The following is a 25859-nucleotide window of genomic DNA, read 5'->3' on the forward strand; positions in this document are numbered from 1 at the left end:
GGATACCCATGTCCAACTTGTTATCCCAGGCGCTGGTCAACGGCGTCATCATCGGCCTGCTCTACCTGCTGATGGCGGTGGGGTTCACGCTGGTGTTCGGCGTGATGCGCGTCGTCAATTTCGCGCACGGGCAGTTCTATATGGTGGGCGCGTTCGCGACCTACGTGCTCATGAGCCACTGGGAAGCGCCATTCCTGGTGGCGCTGCTGGGCGCCTTCATCGTGACGGCGGCGCTGGGCTGGCTGGTGGAGTGGACCGTGCTCAAGCCCTTCCGGCATGACGAGCTGAACGGCATGATCGCGACCATCGGCGTGGCCATGATCCTGCAATCGGTGGCGCTGCTGGTGTTCGGCCCCGATTCGCAGATCATGCCGCAGGTGGCCGAGGGCGTGTTCCGGCTCGGGTCGGTGATCATCCCGGCGTCGCGGCTGTACGTGGCCGTGTGCTCGGTCATCGTGCTGGCGGTCCTGTACGGGTTCCTGATCCACACGCGGCAGGGCAAGGCCCTGCGCGCGTCGGTGCAGGACATGGAGATCGCGACGGCGCAGGGCGTGCGGGCCAAGATGATGTATCCGCTGGGGTTCAGCATCGGGGTGGGGCTGGCGGCGATCGCGGGGGCGCTGATGGCGCCGCTGTTCTCGGTGTCGCCCTTCATCGGCAGCACGCCGCTGCTCAAGGCGTTCATCGTGGTGATCCTGGGCGGACTGGGCAGCGTGCCGGGCGCGGCGGCGGCAAGCCTGCTGCTGGGCGTGTCCGAAAGCCTGGCCAGTTCCTTTATGAGCAACAGCCTGGCGGAGATCCTGATCTTCGTGCTGGTGATGGGCATCCTGGTGTTGCGGCCCGCGGGGCTGCTGGGCAAGGCGGAGGCGTGAGATGGATATGAGCAAAGCCGTGTTGCCAACGATTCCGCCGGCCCCGGACCGGGCCCTGATCCGGGGCGCCGCCGCGCCACAGCCGCTGGGGCTGCCCAGCGTGCTGGGTCTTGGACTGCTGGCCTGCGTGCCATTCTTCCTGAACCAGGCCTTCACCTACCACCTGGCCATCTTCATCTGCATCAACACCGTCGTCGTGACGTCGCTTTCGGTGCTGGCGCGGGCGGGCCAGGTGTCGCTGTGCCACGGGGCGCTGGCGGGCGTCGGGGCCTATGCCTCCGTGTTCTGCGTGAAGGGGCTGGGATTGCCGTTCATCGTCGGGGTGGCGGCGGCCATGGTCGCCGCGGGCTGCGTCGCCTATCTGCTGGGCCGCATCGTGCTGCGCCTGCAGGGCGTCTACTTCGTGCTGGTGACCTTTGCGTTCGGCGAGCTGCTGCGGCTGGTGCTGCTGGAGTTCGGCGACGTGACGGGCGGCGCGAACGGCATCACCAACATTCCGGCGCCCGCCATCGCCGGCTACGTCTTCGTCGACAAGGCCGCCTTCTATGCGCTGGCGGCGCTGGTCGCGGTAGGCGTGCTGGCCTTCTTCCGCTGGTTCTATGCGTCGCCGGCGGGCGAGGCGGTGGACGCCGTCGGCGAGAACCCGGCGCTGGCGGAGTCCAGCGGCATCGGCGTGCGGCGCACGCAGCTTTTCGCCTTCACGCTGGCCAGCGTGTTCGCCGGGCTGGGCGGGGCGTTGCTGGCGCACTACGTGGGCTACATCTCGCCGGAGTCCTTCAACATGCACCTGTCGGTCGCGCTCATCATCATGATGGTCGTCGGCGGACGCAGGCATCTGCTGGGGGGACTGATCGGCGCGCTGGTCATGACGCCGTTGCCCGAGCTGTTCCGGGGCGCGGTGGAATCGCAGGACATTCTGTACGGGGTGGCGCTGATCCTGATGCTGCGCTTCCTGCCGCAGGGACTGGCCGGCATGCGGCTGCCGGGCAAGCAAAGGAAATCGGCATGACGAACGCAACCCCATCCCAGCCGCTGCTCGAAGTGCGCGGCCTGTCCAAGCGGTTCGGCGGCCTGCAGGCGGTCAGCGAACTGGACCTGCACGTGGCGCGCGACGAGGTGGTCGGCCTGATCGGTCCCAACGGCGCCGGCAAGAGCACCGCCTTCAACCTGATCAGCGGCACGCTGATTCCCTCCGCCGGCCGGGTCGTGCTGGCGGGCGAAGACATCACGGGCAAGGCGCCCAGCGCGGTGGTCCGGCGCGGCCTGGCGCGCACCTTCCAGTCCACGTCGGTCTACCAGAGCGCCACGGTGGAGCAGAACCTGTTGCGCGGCGCGCTCTCGACCCTGCCCGGATCGGTGTGGACCCACGCCGTGACGACGCGTGAACGCCGCGCGGCGCTGGTGTGCGTGGCGCGCGAGGTGGACGAAATCCTTGAACTGTCGGGCCTGGGCCCGTACCGCCACGTGGCCGCGGGCGGGCTGGCTTATGGTCACCAGAAGCTGCTGGGGGTGGCCATCGGTTTCGCGACCAAGCCGAAGATCCTGCTGCTGGACGAGCCGGCCGCCGGACTGAACGGCGAGGAATGCGCCGAGCTTGGCCGGCTGCTGCAGCGGCTGCGCACGCATCGCGGCATCTCCGTGCTGTTCGTGGAGCACCACATGGCCGTGGTCATGGAACTGTGCCATCGCATCTACGTGCTGGTCCAGGGCCGCAAGATCGCCGAAGGCACGCCGCAGGAGATCCAGGCCAACCCCGCCGTCATCGAAGCCTATCTGGGAGCGCCCGACTATGCCCACGCTTGAAGCGCAGTCCATCGCGGTCTGCTATGGCCAGCTGGAAGCCGTGCACGATGTGACGCTGCGGGTCGACGAGGGCGAGATCGTGGCCCTGGTGGGATCGAACGGCGCCGGCAAGTCCACCACGCTCAAGGCGATGATGGGACTGAAGACGCTGGCGCGCGGCGACCTGCGCTGGGACGGCCAGTCGATCTCCGCCATGTCCGCCGCCGGGCGCGTCGCCCGCGGCATTGCGCTGTCGCCCGAAGGCAGGCGGCTGTTCCCCCGCATGACGGTGCTGGACAACCTGGAGCTGGGCGCCTACACCTCGCGCTGCGCCGCGACGCGCAGGCGCACGCTGGATCTCATCTACGGGCTGTTTCCGCGGGTGCAGGAGCGGCGCGCCCAGATGGCGGGGTCGCTCTCGGGCGGCGAGCAGCAGATGGTGGCGATCGGCCGGGCGCTCATGGCCCAACCCAGGCTGCTGCTGCTGGACGAGCCGTCGCTGGGGCTGGCGCCCAAGGTGGTCGCGGAAATTGCCCATGCGGTCGAACGGCTGAACCGTGAAACGGGGCTTTCCATCGTGCTGGTGGAACAGAACGCGCGGCTGGCGATGCGCCTGTCGCACCGGGCATATGTGCTGGAGCGCGGCGAGGTGGTGCGCACCGGCACGGGGCAGGAACTGCTCGAGGACGATTTCGTCAGGCAAGCTTATCTTGGCGTATAAGGGCGTAGGAGGCGCCCGCCCATGACCGACAACTTACCCTGCCATGAGGTCTACGCGCTGCGCTATGCGCGCATGACGCGTCCGGCCTCGCACAATTTCATCCTGCACGATGCGCACGACGGCACCGTGGACATGGACTTCTACGTGTGGCTGATCAAGCTGGGCGATACCGCCATCCTGGTGGACACCGGCTTTGGCGAACGCGGCGCGTCGCAGCGCGGGCGGCCGCTGGACCATTGCCCCATCGACGCGCTGCGCTACCTGGGCGTGCATCCCGACCAGGTCCGGGATGTGATCCTGACGCACCTGCATTGGGACCATGCCGGCAACCTGGACAAGCTGCCCAACGCGCGCTTTCACCTGCAGGAGGCCGAAGCGGCGTTCGCCACCGGCCCCTGCATGTGCCAGCCGGTGTTGCGCCGGGCCTTCGCGGTGGACGATGTGTGCGAGTTCGTGCGACGGCTGTACGAGGACCGCGTGGAGTTCCACGACGGCGACGCCGTGCTGCAGCCCGGCATCGAGCTGCTGCGGATCGGCGGCCATACCAAGGGGCTGCAGGCGGTGCGGGTGCATACCGCGCGCGGCTGGGTGGTGCTGGCGTCCGATGCCGCGCATTATTACGACAACGCGACGCTGAAGCTTCCGTTTCCCGTGGTGGTGGACGTGGAGCAGATGCTGGCCGGGCACAAGCGGCTGCTCAAGCTGGCCGGCTCGGTGAGCCATTTCGTGCCGGGGCACGACCCGCTGGTGCTCAAGCGCTATCCCCGGCTGGCGGGCGACCTGCCGGTGCCGGTGGCGGTGCTGCACGAGAACCCCGCCGCCTGAACATTCATACGCCGCGCCCGCCGGGCGCGGCGGCCACTCCTTTGGAACCCTGGTCACCATGCATGCAACTTCCAACCTGCGCGCCCCGTCTTCCAGCCTTGCGCTGGGCCTGGCGCGCTTTGCGCGCGGCCTCACGCTGGAATCGATGCCGGACGCCGTGCGCGAAAAATCGCTGCTCCACATCATCGACGCCATCGGCCTGGGCATCGCCGCGCACCAGTTCGACTTCTCCGGGCCGGGTCTGGCCGGCATCCGCGCGGCCGGCGCGCCCGGCGACGCCACGGTCATCGGCGGCGGCCCGGCGCTGCAGGCGCGCGACGCCGCCATGGCCAACGGCTACCTGATGCACGGCCTGGATTTCGACGACACGCACCCCGGCGCCATCGTGCACCCGTCGGTGGCCTGCCTGCCCGCGGCGCTGGCCCTGGGCGAGACCCGAGACCTGCGCTGGGGCGACCTGCTGGCCGCGTACGCGATCGGCATGGAGACCGCCATCCGCCTGGGCCGGTCCGTCAAGGGCGGCTTTCACCAGGGGGGCTACCATGCCACGGGCGTGGTGTCGCACTTCAGTTCGGCGCTGGTGGCCGGCAAGCTGCTGGGGCTGAGCGAAGAGCAGATGGTGGCGGCGCAGGGCATCGCGGCCAGCACCGCCTCGGGCGTGCAGGTGTTCCTGGAGGACGGCGCCTGGACGAAGCGCCTGCATCCCGGCTGGGGCGCCTTTGCCGGCATCACCGCCGCGCAGATGGCCCAGGCAGGGTTCTTCGGGCCGCGCCGTCCGTACGAGGGCCAGTTCGGCCTGTACGAGACCCACATGCAGGCGCGCGCCGACCAGGTGGATGCCGATTCGGTCATCAGCGCGCTGGGCCATGAATGGACGTTGATGGAAACCTCCATCAAGCCCTATCCGGTATGCCACTTCATCCACGGCTGCGCCGAAGCGGCGCTGCGCATCCAGGCCCGCATTCAGGACGCGGGGCGCATCCGCTCGATCGAATGCGAGCTTCCCGCCGCCACGCTGCCCATCGTGGCCGAGCCGGCGCACATCAAGACCCGTCCGCGCAGCGACTACGACGCCAAGTTCAGCGTGCAGTTCGTGGTGGCGGCCTGCCTGGCGCTGGGCCGCTTCACGCTGCAGGAGCTGGCGCCCGCCCGGCTGGCCGATCCGGCGCTGCTGTCGCTGGCCGGGCGCACCACCTGCCGCGCCCAGGAAACGACGGCGTTTCCGAAGTTCTTCTCGGGCGCCGTGACGGTGACGCTGCACGACGGCACGCAGGTGCGCGAAGAGGTGCCCGTCAACCTGGGCAGCGGCGAACGCGCACTGGGCCAGGCCGATATCGTCGAGAAGTTCAAGGCCAATGCCGGCCTGACGCTGCCTGAAGTGCGCACCACGCTGATCCTGGACGCCTTCCTGTCGGCGGAGCCGTCCACGCCTGTGCGCGACCTGACCAAGCTGCTGGGCTGAGCGCGGCGCGACGGGGGGCCATCGGCGGGATGGGCAAGGACGGCGGGCCGCAGTATGCTAGCCAGCCGTCCGCCCGGGGCCCTGCGCCGCAGGGCGGATCGTAACCTGGTCCCCACAAGAAGATGTCATGCCATGGACATGCGCCAATTGCGCTACTTTGTGACGGTCGCGGAAGAGCTCAGTTTCCGGCGCGCCGCCGAAAGACTCAACATCTCCCAGCCGCCGCTGTCGCAGCACGTCAAGTCGCTGGAAGAAGAAATGGGGGTGCAGCTGTTCCAGCGCACCCGCCGCGAGGTCAGGCTCACCCCGGCCGGCCAGGCGTTCCTGCGGGAGACGCGCATCCTGCTGGACCAGATGCGCACCGCGGTCAACGCCGCCGTGCGCGCGGGCAATGACGACTCGGGCGTGCTGCGCATCGGTGTGGCGACGTCCGCGCTGTTCCATCTGGTCTCGGTCATCCAGCGGCTGGTGGATGCGGAATTTCCCGGCGTGACGCTGTCGCTGGTCGACATGGTGTCGGCCGAGCAGGTAAGGGCGGTGTCGCTGGGCCTGCTGGACGTGGGCATCGTCCATGCCCGGCCCGAGCGCACCGAGGTGCGGCGCCAGCTCATCCACCGCGAGCCGCTGGTGGCGGTGCTGCCCAGCCGGCATCCGCTGGCGCAGAAAGAAGGGTTCCAGCTCTCCATGCTGTCGGAAGAACCCATGGTGGCCCTGCACCGCGAACACGGCCCGGCCATCTACGACGCCATCGTCGCCTGCTGCCATGAAGCCGGGTTCAGCCCGGACATCCGCCACATGGCGCGCAGCCCGCTCACGATCTTCCAGATGGTGCGGCTGGGTCTGGGCGTGTCGGTCGCGCCGGCGTCCTACGCGACCACGGGCTTTGCGGGCGTGGTGTTCCGCGAGCTGCCGCAAAGCGCGGGGCAGGTGTGCATGGAAATGATCTGGAGCGATAAGCACGCCAGCGACCTGACCCGGCGCGTCGTCGGCCATCTGGCAAAGCGCATGGCGCTGGACGCCTGAAACCGGCGGATCAGGCCGGACTGATCGGCTCGGCCAGCAGCGCGAGCAGCGGCGCCGCGTCGCGCAGGCCGTCCAGGTCCTCGACCATCGCGACGATGGCGCGGGCGCGGGCCTCGGGGATGACGGCGGCCGCGACGAGGCGGAATTTGTCGACCACGTCGCGATGAGACAGCGGATTTTCCGGGCTGCCGCGCCGGTGCAGGATGTCGCGCCGCAAGACCGCGCCGCCGCGTGTGCGCACTTCGACGCGGGCGGCGTGGCGCAGGGCCGGTCCCATGGCGTCGATCTCCGGATCGGCATGGGCCTGGATGCGGCCGATCAGCGCGAGCAGGCGCGGATCGTCCAGCCGGTCTTCGCGGTACTGGGCCACGAAGGCTTCCCCATCCACGGCGATGGCCGCCAGGCCATAGAACAGGTTCATCTGCGCGGCGGTCACGCCCTGGGCGCGGTAAGGCCACGCACAGTGCACGTGCGTCATGGTGCTGATGCCCACGCGGATACGGGCAATGTCGTCGGCGGCCAGCGCGTTGTCGCGGCACAGGGCGCGCAGCGCGTCCTGGGCGGCATGGATGCTGGTCACCGAGGCGTAGGGCTTGTAGCCGATCTTGCCGGCCTCCCAGTCCTCGCCCAAACCGTCGGTCAGGCGGGCGGCGTCGGGGGCGCCCGAATACGTGCTCAGAAAGCCGCCATAGTCGGCCTCGAGCACATTGCCGATGCCGGTGAAGCCGCGCCGGGCCAGCAGGGCCGCCATCACGCCGCCCTGGGCGGCGCGGCCGGCATGCAGCCGCTTGACCATGGCGCCTTCCTGCGCGGCCATCAGGCCCGCCGCCTGCGAGCCGGCGATGCCGTAGGTGTGGAGGGTCTGGTCCGCGTCCAGCCCCAGCACGCGGGCGGCGGCGGCGGCCGCCACGAAGCAGCCCGAGGTTCCCTGCGGATGAAAGCCGCGAAAGAAAAGTTGCATGGTCGCGGCGTTGCCCACGCGCGCGCCGATTTCATATCCCGCCGCCAGCGCCGCCAGCCAGTCGCGGCCGGTGCGCGGACCGGCCTGGCCGGCCAGCGCGGCGATGGCGGGCAGCGCCAGCGAGCCGGGATGGACGATGGATTCCTTGTGGATGTCGTCCAGCTCGAAGGCGTGTCCCGCCGTGGCGTTGACCAGCGCCGCGTTGCCCGGGCTGGTGCCGACGCCGGCGCCGAAGACGGCCGCCGCCGGAAGGCAGCCGTCTTCGCGCGCCATGGCCAGCACATGGCGGGTCCAGGGGAGCGAGATGCCGTACAGGCAGCAACCGATGCTGTCGATCAGGCTGGTCTTCATCTTGCCGATGACCGCTTCCGGAATCGACGCGTAGCGCAGGCCGCTGGCGAAGGCGGCCAGCGTCCGCGTGGCGCCGGCGGGCAGGGAAGGCTGGGCGGCAGGCATGGGTTGCGGTGGCTCAGACCTGTCCGGGCAGGTCGGCCTTGACGCGGCCGTCGATCAGCCGGATGACGGCCGGGTGGTAGTTTTGCGCGTAGCCCGCGTCGCGCGCCCGGCACATCATGTCGTGGGTGTAGGCGCCGATGCGCGGGCTGAAGCCACCCTCCCTGGCCAGGTCCAGCGCCAGCGCGCAGTCCTTGATGGCGTAGGTCATGGGGAATGTCTTCTCGGGGAAGTCGTCTTTGGCCAGCGACTTCATGCCGTGGTTGCGCAGCACGAAGCTGTCGGCCGACCCTTGCGACAGCAGCGCCAGCAGCTTTTCGGCGTCCATGCCGGCCTGGCGGCCGATGGTGATGGCCTCGGACAGCGCGTTGACCGTCATGAACACCATGTAGTTGTTCAGGATCTTGACGATCTGGCCGCTGCCGGTTTCTCCGCAGTGCAGCACGTCGCTGCCCATGCAGTTCAGGTAGGGCGCGACCCGCTCGAAATCCTGTTGCGAACCGCCCACGCTGATGAACAGCTTGCCGTCGACGGCGGCCTGCTTGGTGCGGGCCACGGGCGCGTCGACGAAGGCGATCCCCGCGGCGGCCAGCTGTTCGGCCAGGGCGCGCGTGCGCGACACATTGCTGGTGCTCATGTCGACGATCAGCGACGGCCGGCGGGGCGATGCCAGGATGGCCTGGCAGACCGACTCCACCTGGTCGATCGACGGCAGCGACAGGAACACGATGTCCGACTTTTCCGCCACTTGCGCCACGCCGGCGGCCAGTTCGGCGCCGTGGGCGGCAGCCTCGCCGGCCGCGGCCTGCACCGTGTCGTGCGCCACGACCTTGCGGCCGGCCTTTTTCAGCAGGTTGGCGCACATGGGGCCGCCCATGACGCCCAGGCCGATGAATCCCAGCACTTCCGTTTCGTTCTGCTTCATGCGGTGTCTCCTTGATGTTTTCAGGTGCGCGGCGCGGCGTTCGCGCCGCGCGACTTGATGACCTTGATGACCTTTTCGTAGGTCTGGTATTCATTGGCCTGGAAGGCGGCGAATTCCTGCGGGGTGGAGCCGACCGGGATGAACGACAGGGCCTCGAACTTTGCCTTGACCGCGGGGTTCTTCAGCGCTTCCCGCGTGGCCGCGTAGACCTTGTCGATGACGGGCTGCGGCGTGCCGGCGGGCGCCCAGATGCCATACCAGCTCGGCATGTCAAAGCCGGCGTAGCCGGCCTCGGCCACCGTGGGAATGTCGGGAATCGCCGCGACGCGCTGGCTGCTGGTGACCGCCAGCGCCCGTAGCTTGCCGTCCTTGACGTGGGGGAAGGCGGACGCCATGGGTTCGGTCATTGCCGTGACCTGGCCGCCCATCAGGTCGACCAGGGCCGGGCCGCCGCCACGGTAGGGAATGACCTCCATCTTCACGCCGGCCTGCTCATTGACCAGCTCGCACGCCAGATGCCCCGCCGCGCCGTAGGCGGCGATGGCCCAGGTGAGCTCGCCGGGCTTGGCCTTGGCGCCCGCCACCAGGTCCTTCAGGGTCTGGTAGGGGCTGTCCTTGCGCACCAGCACCAGTTGCGGCTGCGCGCCGATCTCGGTGACGGGCGCAAAGTCCTTGAGCGCGTCGTAGCTCACGGTATCCAGCAGCAGCGGATTGGCGACCTGCAGCGACGCGTTGAGCAGCAGCGTGTAGCCGTCGGGCTCCGCCTGCTTGACGTAGCGGGCGCCCAGCACGCTGCTGGCGCCGGGCTTGTTTTCGATGATGACCGGCTGGCCAAGCTGTTCCTGCAGGGCCTGGCCCAGCGTGCGCGCGACCGTATCCACCGAGCCGCCCGGCGGGAACGGCACCACCATGCGGATGGGCTGGCTGGGCCAGGGCGCGGCCGCGTGTGCGGTCTGCCACAGGGGCAGGGCCGCCGTCAGCGCCACGCAGGCGAGGGTGGCGCGCAGGATGCGGCGCCTCGGAGGCCGGGCCTCCTTCTTGCTTGCAATCATGTCTCTTCCTTTGGCAGGGGTGGCCTGGCTCGATCGGCTCAGGTCCGGATGGCGAAGGGGTCGCGGACCGCTTCGGAAAAATCGATCATCACGTTGCGCGTGGTCAGGTATTCGTGCAGCCCGGCCTCGCCGCGTTCGCGGCCGATGCCCGATTGCTTGAAGCCGCCGAAGGGCGCCTGGGCGGCGATGGCGCGGTAGGTGTTGACCCAGACCGAGCCTGCCCGCATCGCGCGCGACACGCGCATGGCCCGGTTCAGGTCGCGGGTCCAGAGACCGGCCGCCAGTCCGTAGCGGGTGCCGTTGGCCATGCGGATGGCGTCTTCCTCGGTGTCGAAGGGAATCACCGCCAGCACGGGCCCGAACACTTCTTCCTGCGCCAGGTCGCTGCCGTTGTCCACGCCGGCGAAGATGGTCGGCTCGATGAAATAGCCATTCTCCAGCCCCGGGCCCTTGGCGCGCTGCCCGCCGGTCACCAGCTTTGCGCCGGCGCTCCGGGCCCGCTCGATGGTGGCGAGGATGCGGTCGAACTGCGGCTTGTTGGCGACGGTGCCCATCTCGGTGGCGGTGTCCAGCGGATTGCCCATGCGGATCTGGCGGGCGCGCTCGGTCAGGGGCGTGAGGACGCGGTCCATCACGCCGCGTTGCACCAGCAACCGGGAACCCGCCACGCAGGTCTGGCCGGTTGCGCCGAAGATGCCGGCCAGCGCGCCCACGACGGCCTTGTCCAGGTCCGCGTCGTCGAAAATGATGTTGGGGGATTTGCCGCCCAGCTCCAGCTTCACGGGCGTGAGGCGCCGGCCGGCCATGGACGCGATCTCGGCGCCCACGCCCGGGCTGCCCGTGAAGCTGACCAGCGCGACGCCGGGATGCTCGACCAGCGCGCGCCCCGTATCGGCGCCGCCCGTGACCACGTTGAACACGCCGTCCGGAAAGCCGGCCGCTTGCACCAGGCTGGCGAATTCCAGCGTCGACGCGGACGCGTGCTCGCTGGGCTTGACTACTACGCAATTGCCCGCGGCCAGGGCGGGAGCCAGCTTGTTGGCCAGCAGCGCCAGCGGGGAATTCCAGGCCGTGATCAGTGCCACCACGCCAAAGGGCTCCAGGCTCAGGTAGTCCAGCGTATCGGGCTGGTCCAGCGGAATCTGCCGGCCGTAGAGCTTGTCGGCATAGCCGGCGTAGTAGCGCAGCTGGCGTCCGACCCACACCATCTGCGGGCGGGTCTCGCGGATGATCTTGCCGTTGTCGGTGGATTCGATGCGGGCCATCCGGTCGGCATTCTGCTCGATGAGCTCGGCCAGGCGCAGCATGCACTGCGCGCGCTTGATGCCGGCGGTGTGGCGCCAGGTCTGCTCGAACGCCTGTTCGGCCGCCTTGACGGCGCGGTCGACGTCTTGGGGGCAGGCGTCGGGGATTTCAGCCCACGCGTCGCCCGTGTAGGGATTGTGGGCGGCCAGCATGCGGCCCTGGACGGGCGGAACGCTCTGCCCATTGATGAACAAGCCATAACGCTGCATGTGCGCGGTCTCCGGTTGGCATGGGGTTTGTTGTTGCGTAGGACAGCCGGTGGAATGCCGGCGCTTGCCGCTACGTGCCATGCGCAAAGTCTGGGGCCGCGCCTTGCGCTAGTCCAATACGGAATCGCGAATTCTGTGATAGCGATACGGGGTGTGTGGAAGCGCCGGGCGTCGACACGCCGGGCGTCGATACGCCGGGCGTCGAAACGCCGGCCGAAGAAACGCGGGGCGTGGAAACGCCGCGGGCCGGATGTCAGCCGGCCCGCGCGTCATGCGTGACGGAATGGCTGGGGTTTACCCGCCCGTCTTCTTGTCCTTCCGGTGCGTGCGGAAGAGCAGATGGGTGGCGGCCAGATGGAAACGCATGGCGATCTGCGCGCATTCCGGATCGCGCGCCCGCAGCGCGGCGATGATCTGGCGATGGTGTTCCACGCTGCGCAGCATGTCGTCGCGCCCGTAGAAGTAGAACGAGCCGATGATGATGGGCATGTCCAGCAGGTTTTCGACCATGGAACGCACCCGGGCCGACTGCGCGGCCTCCAGCAGCGTGTGATGGAAGAGGTTGTTGTAGTGCTGGACCTGCGCGACGTGATCGGGGGCGTCGGAATTGACCGCGTCGAGCATGCACTGGTTGATGCGCTCGAGTTCCTGGATCTGTTCCGGCGTGGCGCGTTCGGCGGCCGCCTGCGCCGAGTAGGGCTCGAGCAGCATGCGCAGCTCGAAGGCTTCGTCGATGTCGCGGTCCTGCCAGCCCAGCACGACCGCGCCGCGCCGCCCTTCGCGCGTGACCAGGCCGTCCGCGATCAGCCGTTCGATGGCGTTGCGCACGGGCGTGCGGCTCACGGAGAGCTGAGTGGCGATGTGCTCTTCGCGCAGCGGTTCGCCGGGCAGGAAGGATCCTGCCATCAAGCGGCGGCGCAATTCTCCGTATACGTAATCACTGGCGCTCGACATGACAGCCTGCCATTCCGGATTTCAAACGTTGGACTATACCAACGGGAACCGGCCCGCAGCGGCGCGCCGGCTGTACGCCGGCCGCCCTGGCGGGCGCGCCCGCTAGCTGTTCTGCACCGGGACGCCGCATTGCGACAGTCGCTGCAGAAAGCGCGGCCAGACCTCGGGATTGAGCAGGCGGGGCGGCTTGCGGCCGGCCAGCATGTCCATGATCTGCGAGGCCGAGCCCTGCGCCACCTTGCGGCGGCCTTCGTGCGTGACGCCGCCCGTATGGAAGGCGGCGACCACGTCGGCGCGCTGCAGCAGCCCGCTGCGGGGAGGCGGCGGTTCCACCTTCCACACATCCAGCCCGGCGCCGGACAGATGCCCGGACTCAAGCGCGGCGAGCAGGGCGTCTTCGTCATGGATGCCGCCGCGCGCGGTGGAAATGAACAGCGCGCCGCGCTTCATGCGCCGGAACGCGGCGGCGTCGAACATGCCGCGGGTGACGCCATCCAGCGGACAGTGCAGGCTGACGATGTCGGCCTGCGCGAGCAGGGCATCGAACGAGACGGGCTCCGCGCCGCGCTCGCGGATCTGCTCCGGCGAAACCAGCGGGTCGCACGCGATGACCCGCAGCCCGAAGCCCGCCGCGATCCTGGCCACTTTGCGTCCGATTTCGCCGATGCCGACCAGGCCGAGCACGCGGCCCTCGATCTCGTGGCCCATCAGCGCCTCGCGGCTGACGGCCGTGCCGGCCCGCAGCGCGGCCTCGGACTCGCCCAGCCGCTTGACCAGCGACAGCAGCAGGGCAAACGTCATTTCCGCGACGGACGCGGCGTTTGCGCCGGCCTGGTTCACGACCGCCACGCCGGCCCGGGTGCAGGCCGCGACGTCGACGGTGTCGTAGCCGGCGCCGCCCGACGACACGCACAGCAGCTGGGGGCACTGCGCCAGGAGGTCCGCCGATACCTGCCAGCGGGCAGGCACTTCGTCCTTGGCCGCGCTGACATGGTAGGCGTGCGCGCCGGCCAGGCCCGCCGCCGTCACGGCTTCACCTTGGGCGGGCAGCACCTGGAGGCTCAGCGCCGCATCCTGCCCGATCGCGGCGTCGAACGCCGGATCGATCCAGAGATCCAGCCGCGCGATGCGCAAGCCGGGCCTGCTGTCTGCCGGGACGCTCATGATCAGACTCCCGAGCAGCCCAGCGTCCGCAGGCGGGCGTCGATCCAGGACGTGTCCAGGGTGCCGGCGGCGATGTCCGCCAGCATCTTGGTTTCCACGTCGTGCTTGGCGGCGGCCGCCTGGTAGATGGCCTCGGCCTGCTCGTAGGGCACCGCGAGCAGTCCGTCCTCGTCGCCCAGGATCAGGTCGCCCGGGGCGATCGTCATGCCGTCCAGCGCGACGACGCAATTGATCTCGCCCGGTCCGTCCTTGTACGGCCCGCGGTGCGTGACGCCCGCTGCAAAGACGGGGAAGGCGCTGCGGCGGATCGTGCCGCAGTCGCGGATGGCGCCGTTGATGATGATGCCGGCGATGCCGCGCGACTCGGCGTAGGTCGTCATGATCTCGCCGATGATGGCGTTGGTCAGGTCGCCGCCCGCGTCCACCACGATGACGTCGCCCGGCTGCGCCAGGCTCAGGGCCTTGTGCACCAGCAGGTTGTCGCCGGGGCGCGTGCGCACGGTAAGGGCCGGACCGGCCAGCGGATGGCCGTCGTGCATGGGCCGCAGGCGCGCGCCGCCGGCCGTCATGCGCGACATGCAGTCGCTGACGTTGGCGACCGGCACCTGGCGGAATTTGTCGACGAGTTCCTTGCTGACCGCGCGCTGGCGGGGGTGGATTTCAAAGCCGATCATCATTGCTCCTGATCACAAAATGGGTACGTTCTGGCTACTGCTTGGGAATGCCGGCTTCCTGCACGACCTTGCCGAAGGCGTCGTGGTCCGCGCGGTGCTGGCGGGCCAGGTCTTGCGGCGAGCCCGTCATGACGCTGTAGCCGGCGTCTTCCAGCTTCTTGACCAGTTCGGGGTTCGACTGGACACGGCGCAGTTTCTCGTTCAGGACGGCGATCACGTCGTCGGGGGTCTTTCCGGGCGCCATCAGGCCCCACCAGATCGACTGGTTGATGGTCTTGAAGCCGCTTTCGGGAAAGGTCGGAACGTCGGGCAGGGCCGGGGACCGCTGATCCGCAACCACGGCGAGCGCGCGGACCTTGCCGCCGCGGATCTGCGGCAGCAGCGACGCCACCGAGCCCACATACATATCGATCCGGCCGCTGGCCAGGTCGGGGAACGCCTGGCTCCAGCCGCGGTAGGGCACGTGCATCAGCTCCATGTTCGCCGCCTTGCGCCACAGGTAGCCGGTCAGGTCGCCGGTGCCGCCGATGCCCGGAATGCCGAGCGAAACCTGGTTGGGGCGCGCCTGGGCGGCCTTCACCACGTCGCCCACGGTCTTGAAGGGCGAATCCGGCAGCACCACGAAGACGCTGGGGGACGAGGCTACCGGTCCGACCGGCTTGAAGTCCTTGAAGGTGTCGTAGCTGAGCTTGCTGTAGAGCCACGGATTCAGCACGATGTTGTCGGTCTGCGCCATGACGAGCGTGTGGCCGTCCGGGTTGGCTCGGGCCGTGGCGTCCAGCGCCAGGTTGCCGCCCGCGCCCGGCTTGTTTTCCACGACGATGTTCCAGCCGGTGTCCTGGCCGATCGCGCTGCCGATCATGCGCGTCAGCGTATCGGTGCCGCCGCCCGGGGGAAAGGGCGAGATCAGGGTGATGGGACCCTTGCCCAGGTCGGCGGCCTGCGCGGCGGCGCAACCCAGCACCAGCGTCGCGGCCAGCAGTTTCTTGAACAGTTTCATTGTCTTCCTCACACGGTGTTATGCAGATTCGGGACCGCGCTCTCTGGCGCGGTGGGGGAGTCAGTGCTGGCGGGCCAGGGTGGTCAGCCAGGCAAGGCGGGCCTCGACGGAGTCGGGCGCCGGGGCCTCGCCGCGGGCGCGCGCGGCCTCGATGCCGCGCGTGGTCCGGTCAAACAGCTGTTCGACGCCGTTCAGCACCAGCGGCTCTAGGCCCGCTTCATGGAGCTGGTCGCGGGCTTCGCGCACCTCGGCCAGCCGGCGCGGCGCGTGCAGCACGTGCGAGCGGACGAAGGAGTCCATGAATGCGGTCAGCGGCGTGCGGTCGATATCGGCCAGCACTTCGTACAGCGATTCGCGCAGGCCCATGCGCTCGGCCGCCACCATGCATTCCACGGCCAGGCTTTCCATGCCCTTGGTCATCACGCTGCGCAAGAGCTTCAGGCGCACCGCGTCGCCGGGCTGGCCGTCGATGAAGCGCACGGGCGCGCCCGCGCTTTCGCCCAGCGCCGTCACCACCTGCTGTCCGCCGCCCGCGCACAGCAGCGGCGTCTTTTCGGCCAGCAGGGCGATGGCGCCCATGATCGCCACGTCGGTGAATTCAATGGGCCGGCCGGCGGCGGCTTGCGCCGCGGCCTGCATGTCCGCGGCGCTGGCGGTGGTGAAGTCGGCGTAGACGGCGCCCGCGCGCAGATGCGGAAAGACCTGCCGGGCGACTTCGGCCGCGTTGTAGCCATAGACCGCCGACACCACGACGTCCGCCTCCGCCATCCAGGGGCCGGGTTCGGCGTGCAGGGCGGCGCCCGCGGCGCGGGCGCGTTCCACCATCTCGTCGTCCGCGCGCAGTTCGCAGATGCCGATGATGGCGTGTCCGGCGGCGGTCCAGGCGCGGGTGTAGCAGTGGCCGACCTCGCCGCATCCAATCAGTGCGATTTTCATTTTAAAAACACATAAAAAAAACAATGTGTGTTTATAGAGCGACGAAAGTCGGCGGAATAGCTAGTGATTACCCTCGTATTTTTTTGTTTTTCAGTACATAAAAAATACAAAACAGCGAACAGGGGGGCGCTGCGGGCCGGTCTCCGGCGAGATGGCCGAGCGTATCGGCGGGCGCCGCGGGTCATCGTCCCAGGTCACACACGGCAATGCATCCCGCCCGTCTCGGCGCTATCGTTTACCGCATGCACGACGCGCCTGCCCGGTTGGCTGGAACCGAACAGAAAGAGGCACTCCATGACTTACTCGAGCTATCACAAGAAGGACATCTTCGGCCGTCCCCTGCACGCGGAAACGCAGATGATGTCCTACGGCTACGACCCCTTTCTGTCGGAAGGGGCGGTCAAGCCGCCGGTGTTCCTCACGTCGACGTTCGCGTTCCGCTCGGCCGAGGACGGGGCGGCGTTCTTCGACCTGGTGTCGGGCCGCAAGCCCTTGCCGCAGGGGGAAACGGCGGGGCTGGTGTACAGCCGCTTCAACCATCCGAACCTGGAGATCGTGGAAGACCGCCTGTCGCTGCTGGACGGGTCGCAGGATGCGGCGGTGACGTCCAGCGGCATGTCGGCGATCAGCGCGGTCTTGATGGCTTTTCTGCGGCCGGGCGACCAGCTCGTGCAGTCAGTGCCGCTGTATGGCGGAACAGAAACGCTGATCGGCAAGATCTTCCCGGAGTGGGGCATCGGTTCGCACGTGGTGGCGGACGGGCTGTCGCCCAAGCGCATGCGCGCGGCGCTGGAAGAGGCCGCCGCCAAGGGGCCGGTGAAGCTGTTCTACGTCGAGACGCCCGCCAATCCCACCAACGCGCTATTTGATTTCGAGGCCATGAAGAACGAGCTGGACGCGTTCGAGACGCGCCATGGCTACCGTCCGATCTCGGTGTGCGACAACACGCTGTTGGGACCGATCTTCCAGAAGCCGGCCGAGCACGGCGTGGACTTGTCGGTGTATTCGCTGACGAAGTACGTGGGCGGCCACAGCGACCTGGTGGCGGGGGCGGTCACGGGCAGCAAGGACCTGATCCGCAAGGTGCGCGCGATCCGCAGCGCGTTCGGTTCGCAGCTGGATCCGCATTCTTGCTGGATGATCACGCGGTCGATGGAAACGGTGGTACTGCGCATGAAGCAGGCGGCCCGCACGGCGACCAAGGTAGCGCAGTGGCTGTCGGGCAATCCGCACGAGAAGGTGCAGATCTACCATCCGGAGCTGATCGCGGACCGCGCCTTCCAGGAGGTCTACAAGCGCCAGTGCACGGGGCCGGGATCGACCTTCGCGTTCGTGCTGGACGGCGGGCGTGAGCGGGCGTTCCGGTTCATCAACGCGCTGCACCTGTTCCGGTCGGCGGTCAGCCTGGGCGGGACCGAGACGCTGGTGTGCCATCCTGCGTCGACCACGCACTCGGGCGTGCCGGCGGCCGAGCGCGATGCCGCCGGCGTGTCGGAGGGACTGATCCGGATTTCGATCGGGCTGGAACACGAGGAAGACCTGATCGCGGACATGGACCACGCGTTCCGCAACGGCTGAACGCGCTCGCCCGCGCGGGCAGTGGACGGCGGGCGCCGAGCGCCCGCTCGCGGCGGAGCCGTCAGCCTGGCTGCGTCGCGCGGCGGGCGCGGTTCAGCAGCACGAAGGCGGCGGTGGCCAGCAGCATGACGGTGGCGGTGGCGATTACCGCCGCGTAGCCGGTTTCGAAGGCGCCGCGCGCCAGCGCCGTGAGCGTGGCCGCCAGGTCCGCCGGCAGGCTTTCGGCGACGATCAGCGCTTCATCCAGGCTGTCGCGGGCGGCGGTGGCTTCGCCCACGCCGGCCGGCACGGACAGCGACTGCGCATAGACGCCGGACAGGATGGACCCCATCAGCGTCACGCCCAGCGCGCCGCCCAGCTCGTACGACACTTCCACGATCGAGGCGGCCATGCCGGCGCGCTCGGGCGTGGCGCTCTGCATGATGGTGCTGGAGGCGGCCGTCATGGTGGCGCCGATGCCCAGCCCCAGCACGCTCAGGCTGACCAGCTGCGGCATGACCGCGCCATCGTAGGTCAGCAGGTAGCCGCCCATGCCCGCGCCCGACACCAGCAGCGCCAGGAACAGCAGGCGCTTGCTGCCGACCCGGCCCAGCAGCAGGCCGGCCAACGGACCGGCCACGAAGGCCGCCAGCGGCAGCGGCAGGATGAACAGGGCCGCCTGGATCGGCGACATGCCCAGCACCAGTTGCAGCCGCTGGCTGAACACCAGTTCCATGCCCAGCAGCGCGGCGGCGGCGAACAGCGCCGCGGCCACGGCGGAGCTGAACGCGGCGTTGCGGAAGATGGCGAAGTCGATCAGCGGATAGGGCCGGCGGCGCTGGCGGCGCACGAAGACGGCCAGCATGGCTGCGCCCGCCGCGCAGGCCAGGCCCGCGTGCAGCCACGACGGGGACGCGCGGCCCAGTTCCTTGAGCGCGTAGGCGCACAGGATCAGCCCCGCCATCACCTGCAGCGATCCGGCCAGGTCCCAGGGACGCGACGCGTCGGGATGGCTGGCCGGGATGAAGCGCCAGGCCAGCGGCAGCGCGAGCAGCACGATCGGGACGTTGATGAGGAACACCGAACCCCACCAGAAGTGCTCCAGCAGGATGCCGCCCACGACGGGACCGAGCGCCGCGCCGCCCGAGGCCACCGAGGCCCAGACGCCGATGGCGACGGCGCGCTCGCGCTCGTCGGCGAAGGTGAGGCGCAGGATGGACAAGGTGGCGGGCATCATCATGGCGGCGCCCACGGCCAGCAGCGCGCGCGCCGCGATCAGCGTGGCGGCGCCCGGCGAATAGGCGGCGGTGAGCGAGGCCATGCCAAACACCGCCAGTCCCATCATGAAGAGCCGCTTGTGGCCCAGCCGGTCGCCCAGCGTGCCCATGCCCAGCAGCAGGCCGGACACGACCAGCGCGTACACGTTCACGATCCAGAGCTTGGCCGACGCGGTGACACCCAGTTCATGGGTGAGGCGGGGCAGGGCGGTGTACAGGACCGTCATGTCCACGACGATCAGCAACAAGGCGCTGGACACGATGGCCAGCACCAGCCAGCGGCCGGGGGCGGCCGGGGCGACAGCGTTCGTAAAGGTCCGCTGCATGGTTCTACTCCTGTGAATGCCGGGTCCGGTGCGGCAGGACCTCGGGGCAGGCATTATCCATCTGTCTGGTTGCGCCAAAAAAGTTGGAATCCATCTATAAAATCGATGGATCAAAGGAGAGATCGCATGCAATGGACCTTGGACCAGCTCCGGCAATTCGTGGCCGCCGCCGAAGCCGGGTCATTCTCCGCGGCGGCCCGGCGGATCGGCCGCGCGCAGTCGGCGGTCAGCTCGTCGGTGGCGCTGCTGGAGGCCGACCTGGGCGTGGAATTGTTCGACCGCTCGCGCCGCAACGCGGTGCTGACACCCGCGGGCGAGGTGATGCTGCAGGAAGCCCGGGAGCTGCTGCGGCAGGCGGGCGGCCTGACCCAGCGGGCCCTGTCGTTCGCGGGCGGTGAAGACGCACGGCTGTCCATCGCGCTGGACGAGGCGCTGCCCTACCTGGTGCTGGGCGCGCTGGTGGTCGAACTGGCGGCGCGGTTTCCGGCGCTGGAACTGACGCAGTTGAACGGCACGGCGACCGAGGTGGCCGACTACGTGCGTCAGGGCCGGGCAAGCATCGCGTTCCACTTCGACCGGGGCGATCCGGGCGGCGACTTCGCGCATCACTATCTGGGCACGGTGGCGCAGGGAATTTACGTGGCGGCGGGGCATCCGCTGGCGTCGCTGCCGCAGGTGACGCGCAAGGACCTGGCGCGGCACCGGCAACTGGTCATGCAGATGGAAGGGGTGGACGACCTGGTGCTGAGCCCGTCGGTGTGGCGCACCGACAGTTTCTACAGCATTGCGGGCATGGTGGCGGACGGGCTGGGGTGGGCGATCCTGCCGCTCAACATCGCCGAGTACGAGAGCTTTCGCACCACGCTGACGCCGGTGCCCTGCGCGGACCTGGCCTTGCCGATGCTGTCCGTGCGCACGCTGTGGCTGCAAGGGGCCACGCTGGGCGAGACGGAGCAGTGGCTGCAGCATCGCATGGAGCAGTTGCTGCGGGCGGATGGGCCTGGCGGGCTGTCCCGCGAGTTCCCCGGAATCATGCCTGCACGCTGACGCCACGCTGGGAGGCGATGAGCGTGGCGCCGCAAGTGGTCGTGTCGCCGGCATGCGCTGGCGTCTTGCCATTCCCGCGCAGGCCGTTTGGCGCCGCCTGAATCGTGACAATGCCGTGCGCCGGGCAAAGCACGGTATCCCCATGGCCGGCCACGGCAATGCCGTTCGCGGTAAAGCCGGTCGTGGCGCTTTGCACGGCGCCGCCGTGCGTGGTGGTGTCGCCCAGGACAATAAGGGGTTGGTTCATCGGGATTCCAGCGATTGCCCACAGAGAAAAACGCCGGCGGCATCCGCGCCGGAAGACGAGGATGGCGCCGTCCGCGATTCGATATCCATCGCCTCGGGCCACTGCACCTTCGGGGCCAGTCGGGTGATCGGGTTGTAGGTGTCGTTGGCGTCGCGCATGGGCGCGTCGCAGGGGGTGAGCGCTTGCGGACCTTTTTGCATGTAGGTGCAGATGTAGGCCCACAGCGCGGTCTGCACCGAACCGGAAAGATGGAAGCGGTCGATTACGTGGTTGGTGCCTGGTTTGACGACAGCCAGGGATACGCCTTCGTTGATCACCAAACCGCCGTTGGCCGTCGCGCCGCGTTGCTTCCAGGCTTCGGCGCGAAGGTCGTCCCAGTCGTAGGATTTGGTGGTGACGTACCAGCGCGTAAAGGGGTTCCACCACACGAAATGGAATCCGTAAACGTAGACCTTGAGCCGGGCCCGATTGAAGCGGATGGGTTCGCTGCGGGGAACGGAAAAATCAATGCGTAGCATTGACAGTGATATTAATAAAAAGGCAGCGAATGAAAGATACACGATTAGCTGTGTGGGATCGAAGGTTACCAAGTCGCTAATAAATCCTGATGTAACGACAGTCCAAAGAACGAAGCCCCAGCAGAAGAGCCCTAGGAAAAATAGAAATCCACGGACGCTAATCGAACGGCGAGCAATCTCCAAATAAACTTCATCCAGATGATTGGGGGCACCAAAAACGATGTCAGGTGCCTCGGCTGGAGGATCATTCGGACCGGGCAGATCACGTTGCCAGCCCTTACAGGGCGGATTCAGCAAGGGCTTCGTCACGAGGTCATTTCCTTTGATTCAACTCGGGCAAATCCCTCTTTATCCCCTTGTTCGCCCAGTAGCTGATCACCGGGATGGCCGACTCCACGTTGCAGAACGCATTCAAGGAAGAGCCGTCACTGATGAATGGCAGATTGTCAGTGGGAGTGGCCGAGCACCGCGCAATGTCATTGGGGATGCGGCGCAACTGCAGCGGAGTCAGCGCGAAGTTCATGGCGCCGTCCGCGATTCGATATCCATTGCCTCGGGCCACTGCACCTTCGGGGCCAGTCGGGTGATCGGGTTGTAGGTGTCGTTGGCGTCGCGCATGGGCGCGTCGCAGGGCTCGAGCGCTTCTGGGCCATTTTGCATGTAGGTGCAGATGTAGGCCCACAGTGAGGTCTGCACCGAGCCGAAAAGATGGAAGCGATCGATCACCACGTTTGTGCCTGGTTTGACGACAGCCAGGGATACGCCTTCGTTGATTATCAGCATACCGTTCGCCGTCGCGCCGCGGAGTTTCCACGATTCGGCTCGAATATCGTCCCAGTCATAAGCCTCGGTCGTGACGTACCAGCGTGCGAATGGGTTCGGCCAAGTATGTCGAAAACTGTAGACGTAAATTTTTCGGCGTAGGCGATTAAAGCGAATAGGCTCGTCGCGAGGGGATGCTAAATCGAGTCGAACTCCACTCCAGGCCAGACTCCCTAGTAGGCATGTCATAAAAGCCATGATTGCCACGCTCGATAGGCTCCAATCGTCCCAGTAGAGCCAAACGCCCACAATCAAGCACCAAACAAGTGGCAGGGAGAACAGAGTGGGTAGCCCTCTATATCGCATCACCCGACGTGAGATTTCCAGAAACACCTCGTCCAAGTGATGAGGCACCTCGAAGACGAGGTCAGGAGCATCCGCAGGGGGGGCATTCGGACCTGGCAGATCGCGCTGCCAGCCCTTACAAGGCGGGTTGAGCAACGGCTTCGTCACGGCGCCATCTCCTTTAGTTCAACTCGGGCGAATCCCTCGATATCGTTTTTGTCGGGCCAGTAACTGATCACGAGGGTGGCCGACTTGATGCTGTGGAACGCATCCAAGGAAAAGCCTCCGCTGATGACCGGCTGCTTCTTGGTGGGAGTGGTTGAAGCCTGGGCAACGTAATCGGGGATGCGGTGCGGTGACGGTGAAATCGGAGAGACGCTGTTGCCGGAGTTATGCTCTCCGGACGCCAGGGTTTGCGGCGCGACCTCGGTGCTTTTATCGCGCAGCATGTTGCTGCCGCTGCTTAGGCCGAAGCGCTGCACGATCAGTTCAAAACGGTAGCTTGAGACGACTGGATCGTAGGCAGGCAACACGATGCGATATTTCAGGGCGATGCCCGATTCAAGCGCTCCCCCGTTTTTCAGGTCTTCAACCGGGGTTTGCGCGAGAGCCGCATCGTCCTTGAGCCGCAGTTCGCTGTTGAAGCCCAGCGTTACATCCATGCCCAATACGGCGGCATTGAGTTCGGCGATGGCGGTATCCATATCGGTTGGCAATAGCCACGCCACTGGTGGTTTCTCCGCGTGATCGCCGAAATAGCAGCGACGTGCCCAGCGCTCCAGAGGGGCAGATTCTTGGCTCTTGGCGTACTGCGTCACCGCGTACGAGGTCAGGCTGAAGATCAGCGCCCAACCTAGGGGGCCAAGCACCAGGCTACCGCCTATTAAGGCGGTAGCGTTTAGCATGACCGCGTTAGCACCAATCGCGGCGCCGAAGACCGACAAACTAGCGGCTACATAATGAGCATTACGTGCGTCAGTGTCGCCCGCACTTTTGGCCCGCGTTGCCGCCATGACGCTTTGTGCGCCATCCGCAATCCCCACCAGTGCCCCAATTACGCCAGCAGTCTTAACCAAATCGCGTCCAACTCCAATAACCCGCGTCAGCACTGGTGGCTCCGCCATCCCCCCACGCTGTATAAACGCCCTGGCCGCCTCCGCCGGCACCTTCAATCCCAAGCCTGCCACCTCCAATCCCGCACCCATCACGCCGACCGATGCTCCATACATCGCCGCCACGGCTTCGGGATGGTTGGCCCCCACGGCCTTATCGATCGCCGCCAGATTGTTCTTGAGCGTATCCGCCTGGAAGTACAGCGAAAGTATCGCCAGGCCGCCGTCCGCGCTTCCCCCCGCCAGGCTGCGCAGGCCGGCAAAGCTCCTGCCTGCAAACAGGCGCGCGCTGGCAGCGGAGATCTGGATGTCATGCAGCGCCTGCGCCGCCAGGGGCTCCAGGTTCTTGACACCGGCAACGAGCTTGCGCCAGGTGTTATCGGCGCCCGTCTGGGCGGCGGCGCGCAGGTTGGTGATTTCGGCCTTGACCTGATCGGCGGTTCCCCTGGCCCAAAGGGTTACCTCGATCAGTGTGTTGCGCACGGCGGGGCTGGGGATGCTGATCAGTCCGGCAAACAGCATGGCGCGCGCCTGTTTGCCCAGCGCGTGGGCGGCGCGATCGGCGCTGCCGTGCAGTTGCTCGGAAAGCAGGTTGTAGTACTCGCCCACGGTCAACTGCACCTTCACCTGGGTAAGGTGCACGCCGGCATAAAACAGCGCGGATCCGCTATGGATATGGCTTATCGCGGCCTTGACGCCCTCACTGAGCTGTCTGTCCAGGCGAGAGGCTGCATTCTGCATCGCGCCGAGCAGCGCATCCACGGCGTCGTGCACGTTGTGCTCGCGAAAGGTGTTGATTTCGCTGGAGCCCATGATGGCTTTGATGGTGTCGTAGTATTTCTTGCCCGCGTCATTGGGCATGGCGCCCGCGCCCAGGATGGGCGTGAATGCATTGCGCAACGCGGCGTTCTGCGCGAGCAGCGCCGCGTAGAGCGGGCTCGCGGCATCTTCGAGCAGGGCTTTCCATGCCGCGCTGGTGGGGCCAAGCACTTCCGGCTTGGGGGTCGATCCTGGCGCCGGGGGCGGTGGCAACGCTTCGCTGGGGCCGCCCGCCAGGGACGCCGCAACGGCCTTGAGGCAGGCAACGGCGGAGTATTTGTCGGTTCCGGCGTAGTCGTGGCGTACGGCGCATTTCCATGCCAAGCCCATGATCTGGGCCGCCCAGTCCTTGCCATGCGCGTCGATGGCGCGCTGGAAATCGGCCATCTGCGTGTCGTAGGCATCCTGGAAAGCCTTGCGGGCGGGTTCGTGGTACCGCTTCTGCAGGCGATCGACCTGCTGGTCTGTCTTGTGCTTGACGACCTCGGCGCGCTCCTTGGCCGGATCGCCAAAAACCGGCGGCGTGCCGGATTCGCTCGGCATGTAGTCGAGCATGGGCGTCGCGCTGTCGGAAGTCTGCGCATCCGCTTGCCTGGCGTAGAGCGTCTTGATGCCGAGCAGGCATTGCGAGGTCAGGTATTGGTAGGGCCGCAGATGCTTGACTGACCGGCGGTTCGCGCCCACGCCGACGAGGGTGCCGGCTTCGTCCTGCGCCCATAGCTGGCGTTGGGTCTGCACTGCGCGCACCAGGCCGTTGAGTTCCTGGGCAAGGCCGATGGGATCGGGCAGCATAAGCCCCGCGACGCCCGTGGCCAGGCCATTGAGCTTTTCCGCCTGGCGCAGATACATGCCCATGGCTTCGAGACGGTCCGCGCGGGAATGGAACTCGTGCACGCTACCGAAATCTTCGTAGCCATGCGCGTATTCGGCAACCATCTGCGCCAACGCGTCACCGTGTTCCAGCGGCAGCGCGTGTTCGGCCGGCAGCGGGGCGGACTTCAGCTTGGCGAGCGTATAGGTCGTGAACCGCTGGAGATAGCTTGGGTCGAGCTTCTTGCCCTGCGCATCGTTTCCGGTCTTGTAGGCGTCCAGCACGCTGACCGGCCAGGGATCGTTGGCGAATGCGATCTGCGCTTGTTCATAGGCACTGGTGTCGATGTGGATGAACGAGGAACGGATATCGTGCCCCTGGGTCACGCATTGCTTCGCCAGCGGCGCGGGGGTTCCGTGCGGCGCCTGGTAGGGATTGAACTGGCGAAGGCAGCCCTCCGGGCTGACCTGATAGGCCTGCCATACGCTGCGGTCGAGCAGGACGTACAGGTAGCCGGCTCGCAGTGTGCGCAGCGACAACTGGGTATCGGCGTTGCCGAGCTTGCGAAGCGCCCGCACGGCGTTGTTCTTGGGCACTACCGCCCAGCGCAACGGCAGGACGGGCATCCCCACGCGTTCGCAGGTCTTGCAGCTGCCATAAGGCACGGGCGAGGTTTCGCGCACGGCTTGCGCGACTTGTTTTGAATAGCCAGCCATTGAA

24 protein-coding genes are annotated in these 25859 nt (G+C 67.4%); 9 read left to right on the top strand and 15 right to left on the bottom strand.

Translation table 11 applies throughout. The annotated features are described in order from the left end of the window. Window positions 1–8 precede the first annotated feature (8 nt). The 7 genes from ABE485_RS04850 (at window position 9) to ABE485_RS04880 (ending at window position 6685) form a co-directional block, all read left to right on the top strand. Entirely contained in the window at window positions 9–872 is an 864-nt protein-coding gene (locus tag ABE485_RS04850; RefSeq protein WP_346513862.1) for a branched-chain amino acid ABC transporter permease, read from the top strand. Window positions 873–879: 7 nt separating this feature from the next. Then, on the top strand, window positions 880–1881 hold the full coding sequence (locus ABE485_RS04855; RefSeq protein ID WP_346513863.1) for a branched-chain amino acid ABC transporter permease: 1002 nt from the start codon (window positions 880–882) through the stop codon (window positions 1879–1881). Next, window positions 1878–2675, top strand: coding sequence for an ABC transporter ATP-binding protein (locus ABE485_RS04860; RefSeq protein ID WP_346513864.1), 798 nt, complete (start codon window positions 1878–1880; stop codon window positions 2673–2675). The genes ABE485_RS04855 and ABE485_RS04860 overlap by 4 nt, the downstream gene beginning before the upstream one ends. Continuing rightward, window positions 2662–3375, top strand: coding sequence for an ABC transporter ATP-binding protein (locus ABE485_RS04865; RefSeq protein ID WP_346513865.1), 714 nt, complete (start codon window positions 2662–2664; stop codon window positions 3373–3375). The genes ABE485_RS04860 and ABE485_RS04865 overlap by 14 nt, the downstream gene beginning before the upstream one ends. Window positions 3376–3396: 21 nt before the next feature. Then, window positions 3397–4200 carry an N-acyl homoserine lactonase family protein gene (locus tag ABE485_RS04870; protein WP_346513867.1) on the top strand — a complete coding sequence of 268 codons (804 nt, stop codon included), beginning with the start codon at window positions 3397–3399 and terminating at the stop codon, window positions 4198–4200. Between the two features lie 58 nt (window positions 4201–4258). Continuing rightward, complete coding sequence (locus tag ABE485_RS04875) at window positions 4259–5662, top strand: MmgE/PrpD family protein (protein WP_346513868.1); 1404 nt, start codon at window positions 4259–4261, stop codon at window positions 5660–5662. 132 nt (window positions 5663–5794) lie between these two features. Next, the gene (locus ABE485_RS04880; RefSeq protein ID WP_346513870.1) at window positions 5795–6685 is read left to right on the top strand and encodes a LysR family transcriptional regulator; all 891 of its coding nucleotides are present in this window, start codon (window positions 5795–5797) and stop codon (window positions 6683–6685) included. 10 nt (window positions 6686–6695) lie between these two features. On the opposite strand, the gene ABE485_RS04885 is transcribed toward ABE485_RS04880, so the two are convergent. The 9 genes from ABE485_RS04885 to ABE485_RS04925 all read right to left on the bottom strand — a co-directional run bounded on the left by ABE485_RS04885 (window position 6696) and on the right by ABE485_RS04925 (window position 16318). Further along, window positions 6696–8102, bottom strand: coding sequence for an MmgE/PrpD family protein (locus tag ABE485_RS04885; RefSeq protein WP_346513871.1), 1407 nt, complete (start codon window positions 8100–8102; stop codon window positions 6696–6698). Window positions 8103–8115: 13 nt separating this feature from the next. Beyond that, window positions 8116–9114, bottom strand: coding sequence for an NAD(P)-dependent oxidoreductase (locus ABE485_RS04890; RefSeq protein ID WP_346513988.1), 999 nt, complete (start codon window positions 9112–9114; stop codon window positions 8116–8118). Further along, entirely contained in the window at window positions 9045–10076 is a 1032-nt protein-coding gene (locus ABE485_RS04895; protein ID WP_346513872.1) for a Bug family tripartite tricarboxylate transporter substrate binding protein, read from the bottom strand. The genes ABE485_RS04890 and ABE485_RS04895 overlap by 70 nt, the downstream gene beginning before the upstream one ends. Before the next feature lie 38 nt (window positions 10077–10114). Then, the gene (locus tag ABE485_RS04900; RefSeq protein WP_346513873.1) at window positions 10115–11590 is read right to left on the bottom strand and encodes an aldehyde dehydrogenase; all 1476 of its coding nucleotides are present in this window, start codon (window positions 11588–11590) and stop codon (window positions 10115–10117) included. Between the two features lie 294 nt (window positions 11591–11884). Beyond that, entirely contained in the window at window positions 11885–12544 is a 660-nt protein-coding gene (locus ABE485_RS04905) for a GntR family transcriptional regulator (RefSeq protein WP_346513874.1), read from the bottom strand. A gap of 102 nt (window positions 12545–12646) precedes the next feature. Further along, window positions 12647–13708, bottom strand: coding sequence for a hydroxyacid dehydrogenase (locus tag ABE485_RS04910; RefSeq protein ID WP_346513876.1), 1062 nt, complete (start codon window positions 13706–13708; stop codon window positions 12647–12649). A 2-nt stretch (window positions 13709–13710) separates the two neighbouring features. Next, the gene (locus ABE485_RS04915) at window positions 13711–14382 is read right to left on the bottom strand and encodes an RraA family protein (protein ID WP_346513878.1); all 672 of its coding nucleotides are present in this window, start codon (window positions 14380–14382) and stop codon (window positions 13711–13713) included. Window positions 14383–14416: 34 nt separating this feature from the next. Beyond that, entirely contained in the window at window positions 14417–15382 is a 966-nt protein-coding gene (locus ABE485_RS04920; protein ID WP_346513879.1) for a Bug family tripartite tricarboxylate transporter substrate binding protein, read from the bottom strand. Between the two features lie 60 nt (window positions 15383–15442). Continuing rightward, complete coding sequence (locus ABE485_RS04925; protein ID WP_346513880.1) at window positions 15443–16318, bottom strand: NAD(P)-dependent oxidoreductase; 876 nt, start codon at window positions 16316–16318, stop codon at window positions 15443–15445. A 294-nt stretch (window positions 16319–16612) separates the two neighbouring features. Between ABE485_RS04925 and ABE485_RS04930 the strand changes: the two genes are divergently transcribed. Continuing rightward, window positions 16613–17896, top strand: coding sequence for a cystathionine gamma-synthase family protein (locus ABE485_RS04930; RefSeq protein WP_346513881.1), 1284 nt, complete (start codon window positions 16613–16615; stop codon window positions 17894–17896). Between the two features lie 61 nt (window positions 17897–17957). Here the strand turns inward: ABE485_RS04930 and ABE485_RS04935 are convergent, their stop codons facing one another. After that, window positions 17958–19478, bottom strand: a complete 1521-nt coding sequence (locus tag ABE485_RS04935; RefSeq protein WP_346513883.1) for an MFS transporter — start codon at window positions 19476–19478, stop codon at window positions 17958–17960. Window positions 19479–19604: 126 nt separating this feature from the next. On the opposite strand from ABE485_RS04935, the gene ABE485_RS04940 reads away from it, so the two are divergent. Then, on the top strand, window positions 19605–20525 hold the full coding sequence (locus ABE485_RS04940; protein WP_346513884.1) for a LysR family transcriptional regulator: 921 nt from the start codon (window positions 19605–19607) through the stop codon (window positions 20523–20525). Here the strand turns inward: ABE485_RS04940 and ABE485_RS04945 are convergent. The 5 genes from ABE485_RS04945 to ABE485_RS04965 are packed head-to-tail and all read right to left on the bottom strand — an operon-like array spanning window position 20509 to window position 25855. Then, window positions 20509–20772 (bottom strand): PAAR domain-containing protein, encoded by a 264-nt coding sequence (locus tag ABE485_RS04945; protein ID WP_346513885.1) that lies wholly within the window; start codon window positions 20770–20772, stop codon window positions 20509–20511. The genes ABE485_RS04940 and ABE485_RS04945 overlap by 17 nt on opposite strands. Further along, the gene (locus ABE485_RS04950) at window positions 20769–21599 is read right to left on the bottom strand and encodes a DUF6708 domain-containing protein (protein WP_346513886.1); all 831 of its coding nucleotides are present in this window, start codon (window positions 21597–21599) and stop codon (window positions 20769–20771) included. The genes ABE485_RS04945 and ABE485_RS04950 overlap by 4 nt, the downstream gene beginning before the upstream one ends. Before the next feature lie 4 nt (window positions 21600–21603). Beyond that, entirely contained in the window at window positions 21604–21813 is a 210-nt protein-coding gene (locus tag ABE485_RS04955; protein ID WP_346513888.1) for a hypothetical protein, read from the bottom strand. Next, window positions 21810–22565, bottom strand: a complete 756-nt coding sequence (locus ABE485_RS04960) for a DUF6708 domain-containing protein (protein ID WP_346513889.1) — start codon at window positions 22563–22565, stop codon at window positions 21810–21812. Before ABE485_RS04960 ends, ABE485_RS04955 begins: the two co-directional genes overlap by 4 nt. Continuing rightward, window positions 22562–25855, bottom strand: a complete 3294-nt coding sequence (locus ABE485_RS04965) for a T6SS effector BTH_I2691 family protein (RefSeq protein WP_346513890.1) — start codon at window positions 25853–25855, stop codon at window positions 22562–22564. Before ABE485_RS04965 ends, ABE485_RS04960 begins: the two co-directional genes overlap by 4 nt. Window positions 25856–25859 lie beyond the last annotated feature (4 nt).

The sequence above is a fragment of the Achromobacter spanius genome, from assembly GCF_039673305.1.
GTDB classification, from domain to species: Bacteria; Pseudomonadota; Gammaproteobacteria; order Burkholderiales; family Burkholderiaceae_B; genus Achromobacter; species Achromobacter spanius_F.

Coding starts and splice junctions, on each gene's coding strand:
- ABE485_RS04955 (WP_346513888.1), bottom strand. CDS start 21,813: ATGAACTTCGCGCTGACTCCGCTGCAGTTGCGCCGCATCCCCAATGAC.
- ABE485_RS04910 (WP_346513876.1), bottom strand. CDS start 13,708: ATGAGCGTCCCGGCAGACAGCAGGCCCGGCTTGCGCATCGCGCGGCTG.
- ABE485_RS04885 (WP_346513871.1), bottom strand. CDS start 8,102: ATGCCTGCCGCCCAGCCTTCCCTGCCCGCCGGCGCCACGCGGACGCTG.
- ABE485_RS04895 (WP_346513872.1), bottom strand. CDS start 10,076: ATGATTGCAAGCAAGAAGGAGGCCCGGCCTCCGAGGCGCCGCATCCTG.
- ABE485_RS04930 (WP_346513881.1), top strand. CDS start 16,613: ATGACTTACTCGAGCTATCACAAGAAGGACATCTTCGGCCGTCCCCTG.
- ABE485_RS04965 (WP_346513890.1), bottom strand. CDS start 25,855: ATGGCTGGCTATTCAAAACAAGTCGCGCAAGCCGTGCGCGAAACCTCG.
- ABE485_RS04935 (WP_346513883.1), bottom strand. CDS start 19,478: ATGCAGCGGACCTTTACGAACGCTGTCGCCCCGGCCGCCCCCGGCCGC.
- ABE485_RS04920 (WP_346513879.1), bottom strand. CDS start 15,382: ATGAAACTGTTCAAGAAACTGCTGGCCGCGACGCTGGTGCTGGGTTGC.
- ABE485_RS04870 (WP_346513867.1), top strand. CDS start 3,397: ATGACCGACAACTTACCCTGCCATGAGGTCTACGCGCTGCGCTATGCG.
- ABE485_RS04850 (WP_346513862.1), top strand. CDS start 9: ATGTCCAACTTGTTATCCCAGGCGCTGGTCAACGGCGTCATCATCGGC.
- ABE485_RS04875 (WP_346513868.1), top strand. CDS start 4,259: ATGCATGCAACTTCCAACCTGCGCGCCCCGTCTTCCAGCCTTGCGCTG.
- ABE485_RS04925 (WP_346513880.1), bottom strand. CDS start 16,318: ATGAAAATCGCACTGATTGGATGCGGCGAGGTCGGCCACTGCTACACC.
- ABE485_RS04900 (WP_346513873.1), bottom strand. CDS start 11,590: ATGCAGCGTTATGGCTTGTTCATCAATGGGCAGAGCGTTCCGCCCGTC.
- ABE485_RS04860 (WP_346513864.1), top strand. CDS start 1,878: ATGACGAACGCAACCCCATCCCAGCCGCTGCTCGAAGTGCGCGGCCTG.
- ABE485_RS04865 (WP_346513865.1), top strand. CDS start 2,662: ATGCCCACGCTTGAAGCGCAGTCCATCGCGGTCTGCTATGGCCAGCTG.
- ABE485_RS04880 (WP_346513870.1), top strand. CDS start 5,795: ATGGACATGCGCCAATTGCGCTACTTTGTGACGGTCGCGGAAGAGCTC.
- ABE485_RS04940 (WP_346513884.1), top strand. CDS start 19,605: ATGCAATGGACCTTGGACCAGCTCCGGCAATTCGTGGCCGCCGCCGAA.
- ABE485_RS04855 (WP_346513863.1), top strand. CDS start 880: ATGAGCAAAGCCGTGTTGCCAACGATTCCGCCGGCCCCGGACCGGGCC.
- ABE485_RS04915 (WP_346513878.1), bottom strand. CDS start 14,382: ATGATCGGCTTTGAAATCCACCCCCGCCAGCGCGCGGTCAGCAAGGAA.
- ABE485_RS04945 (WP_346513885.1), bottom strand. CDS start 20,772: ATGAACCAACCCCTTATTGTCCTGGGCGACACCACCACGCACGGCGGC.
- ABE485_RS04905 (WP_346513874.1), bottom strand. CDS start 12,544: ATGTCGAGCGCCAGTGATTACGTATACGGAGAATTGCGCCGCCGCTTG.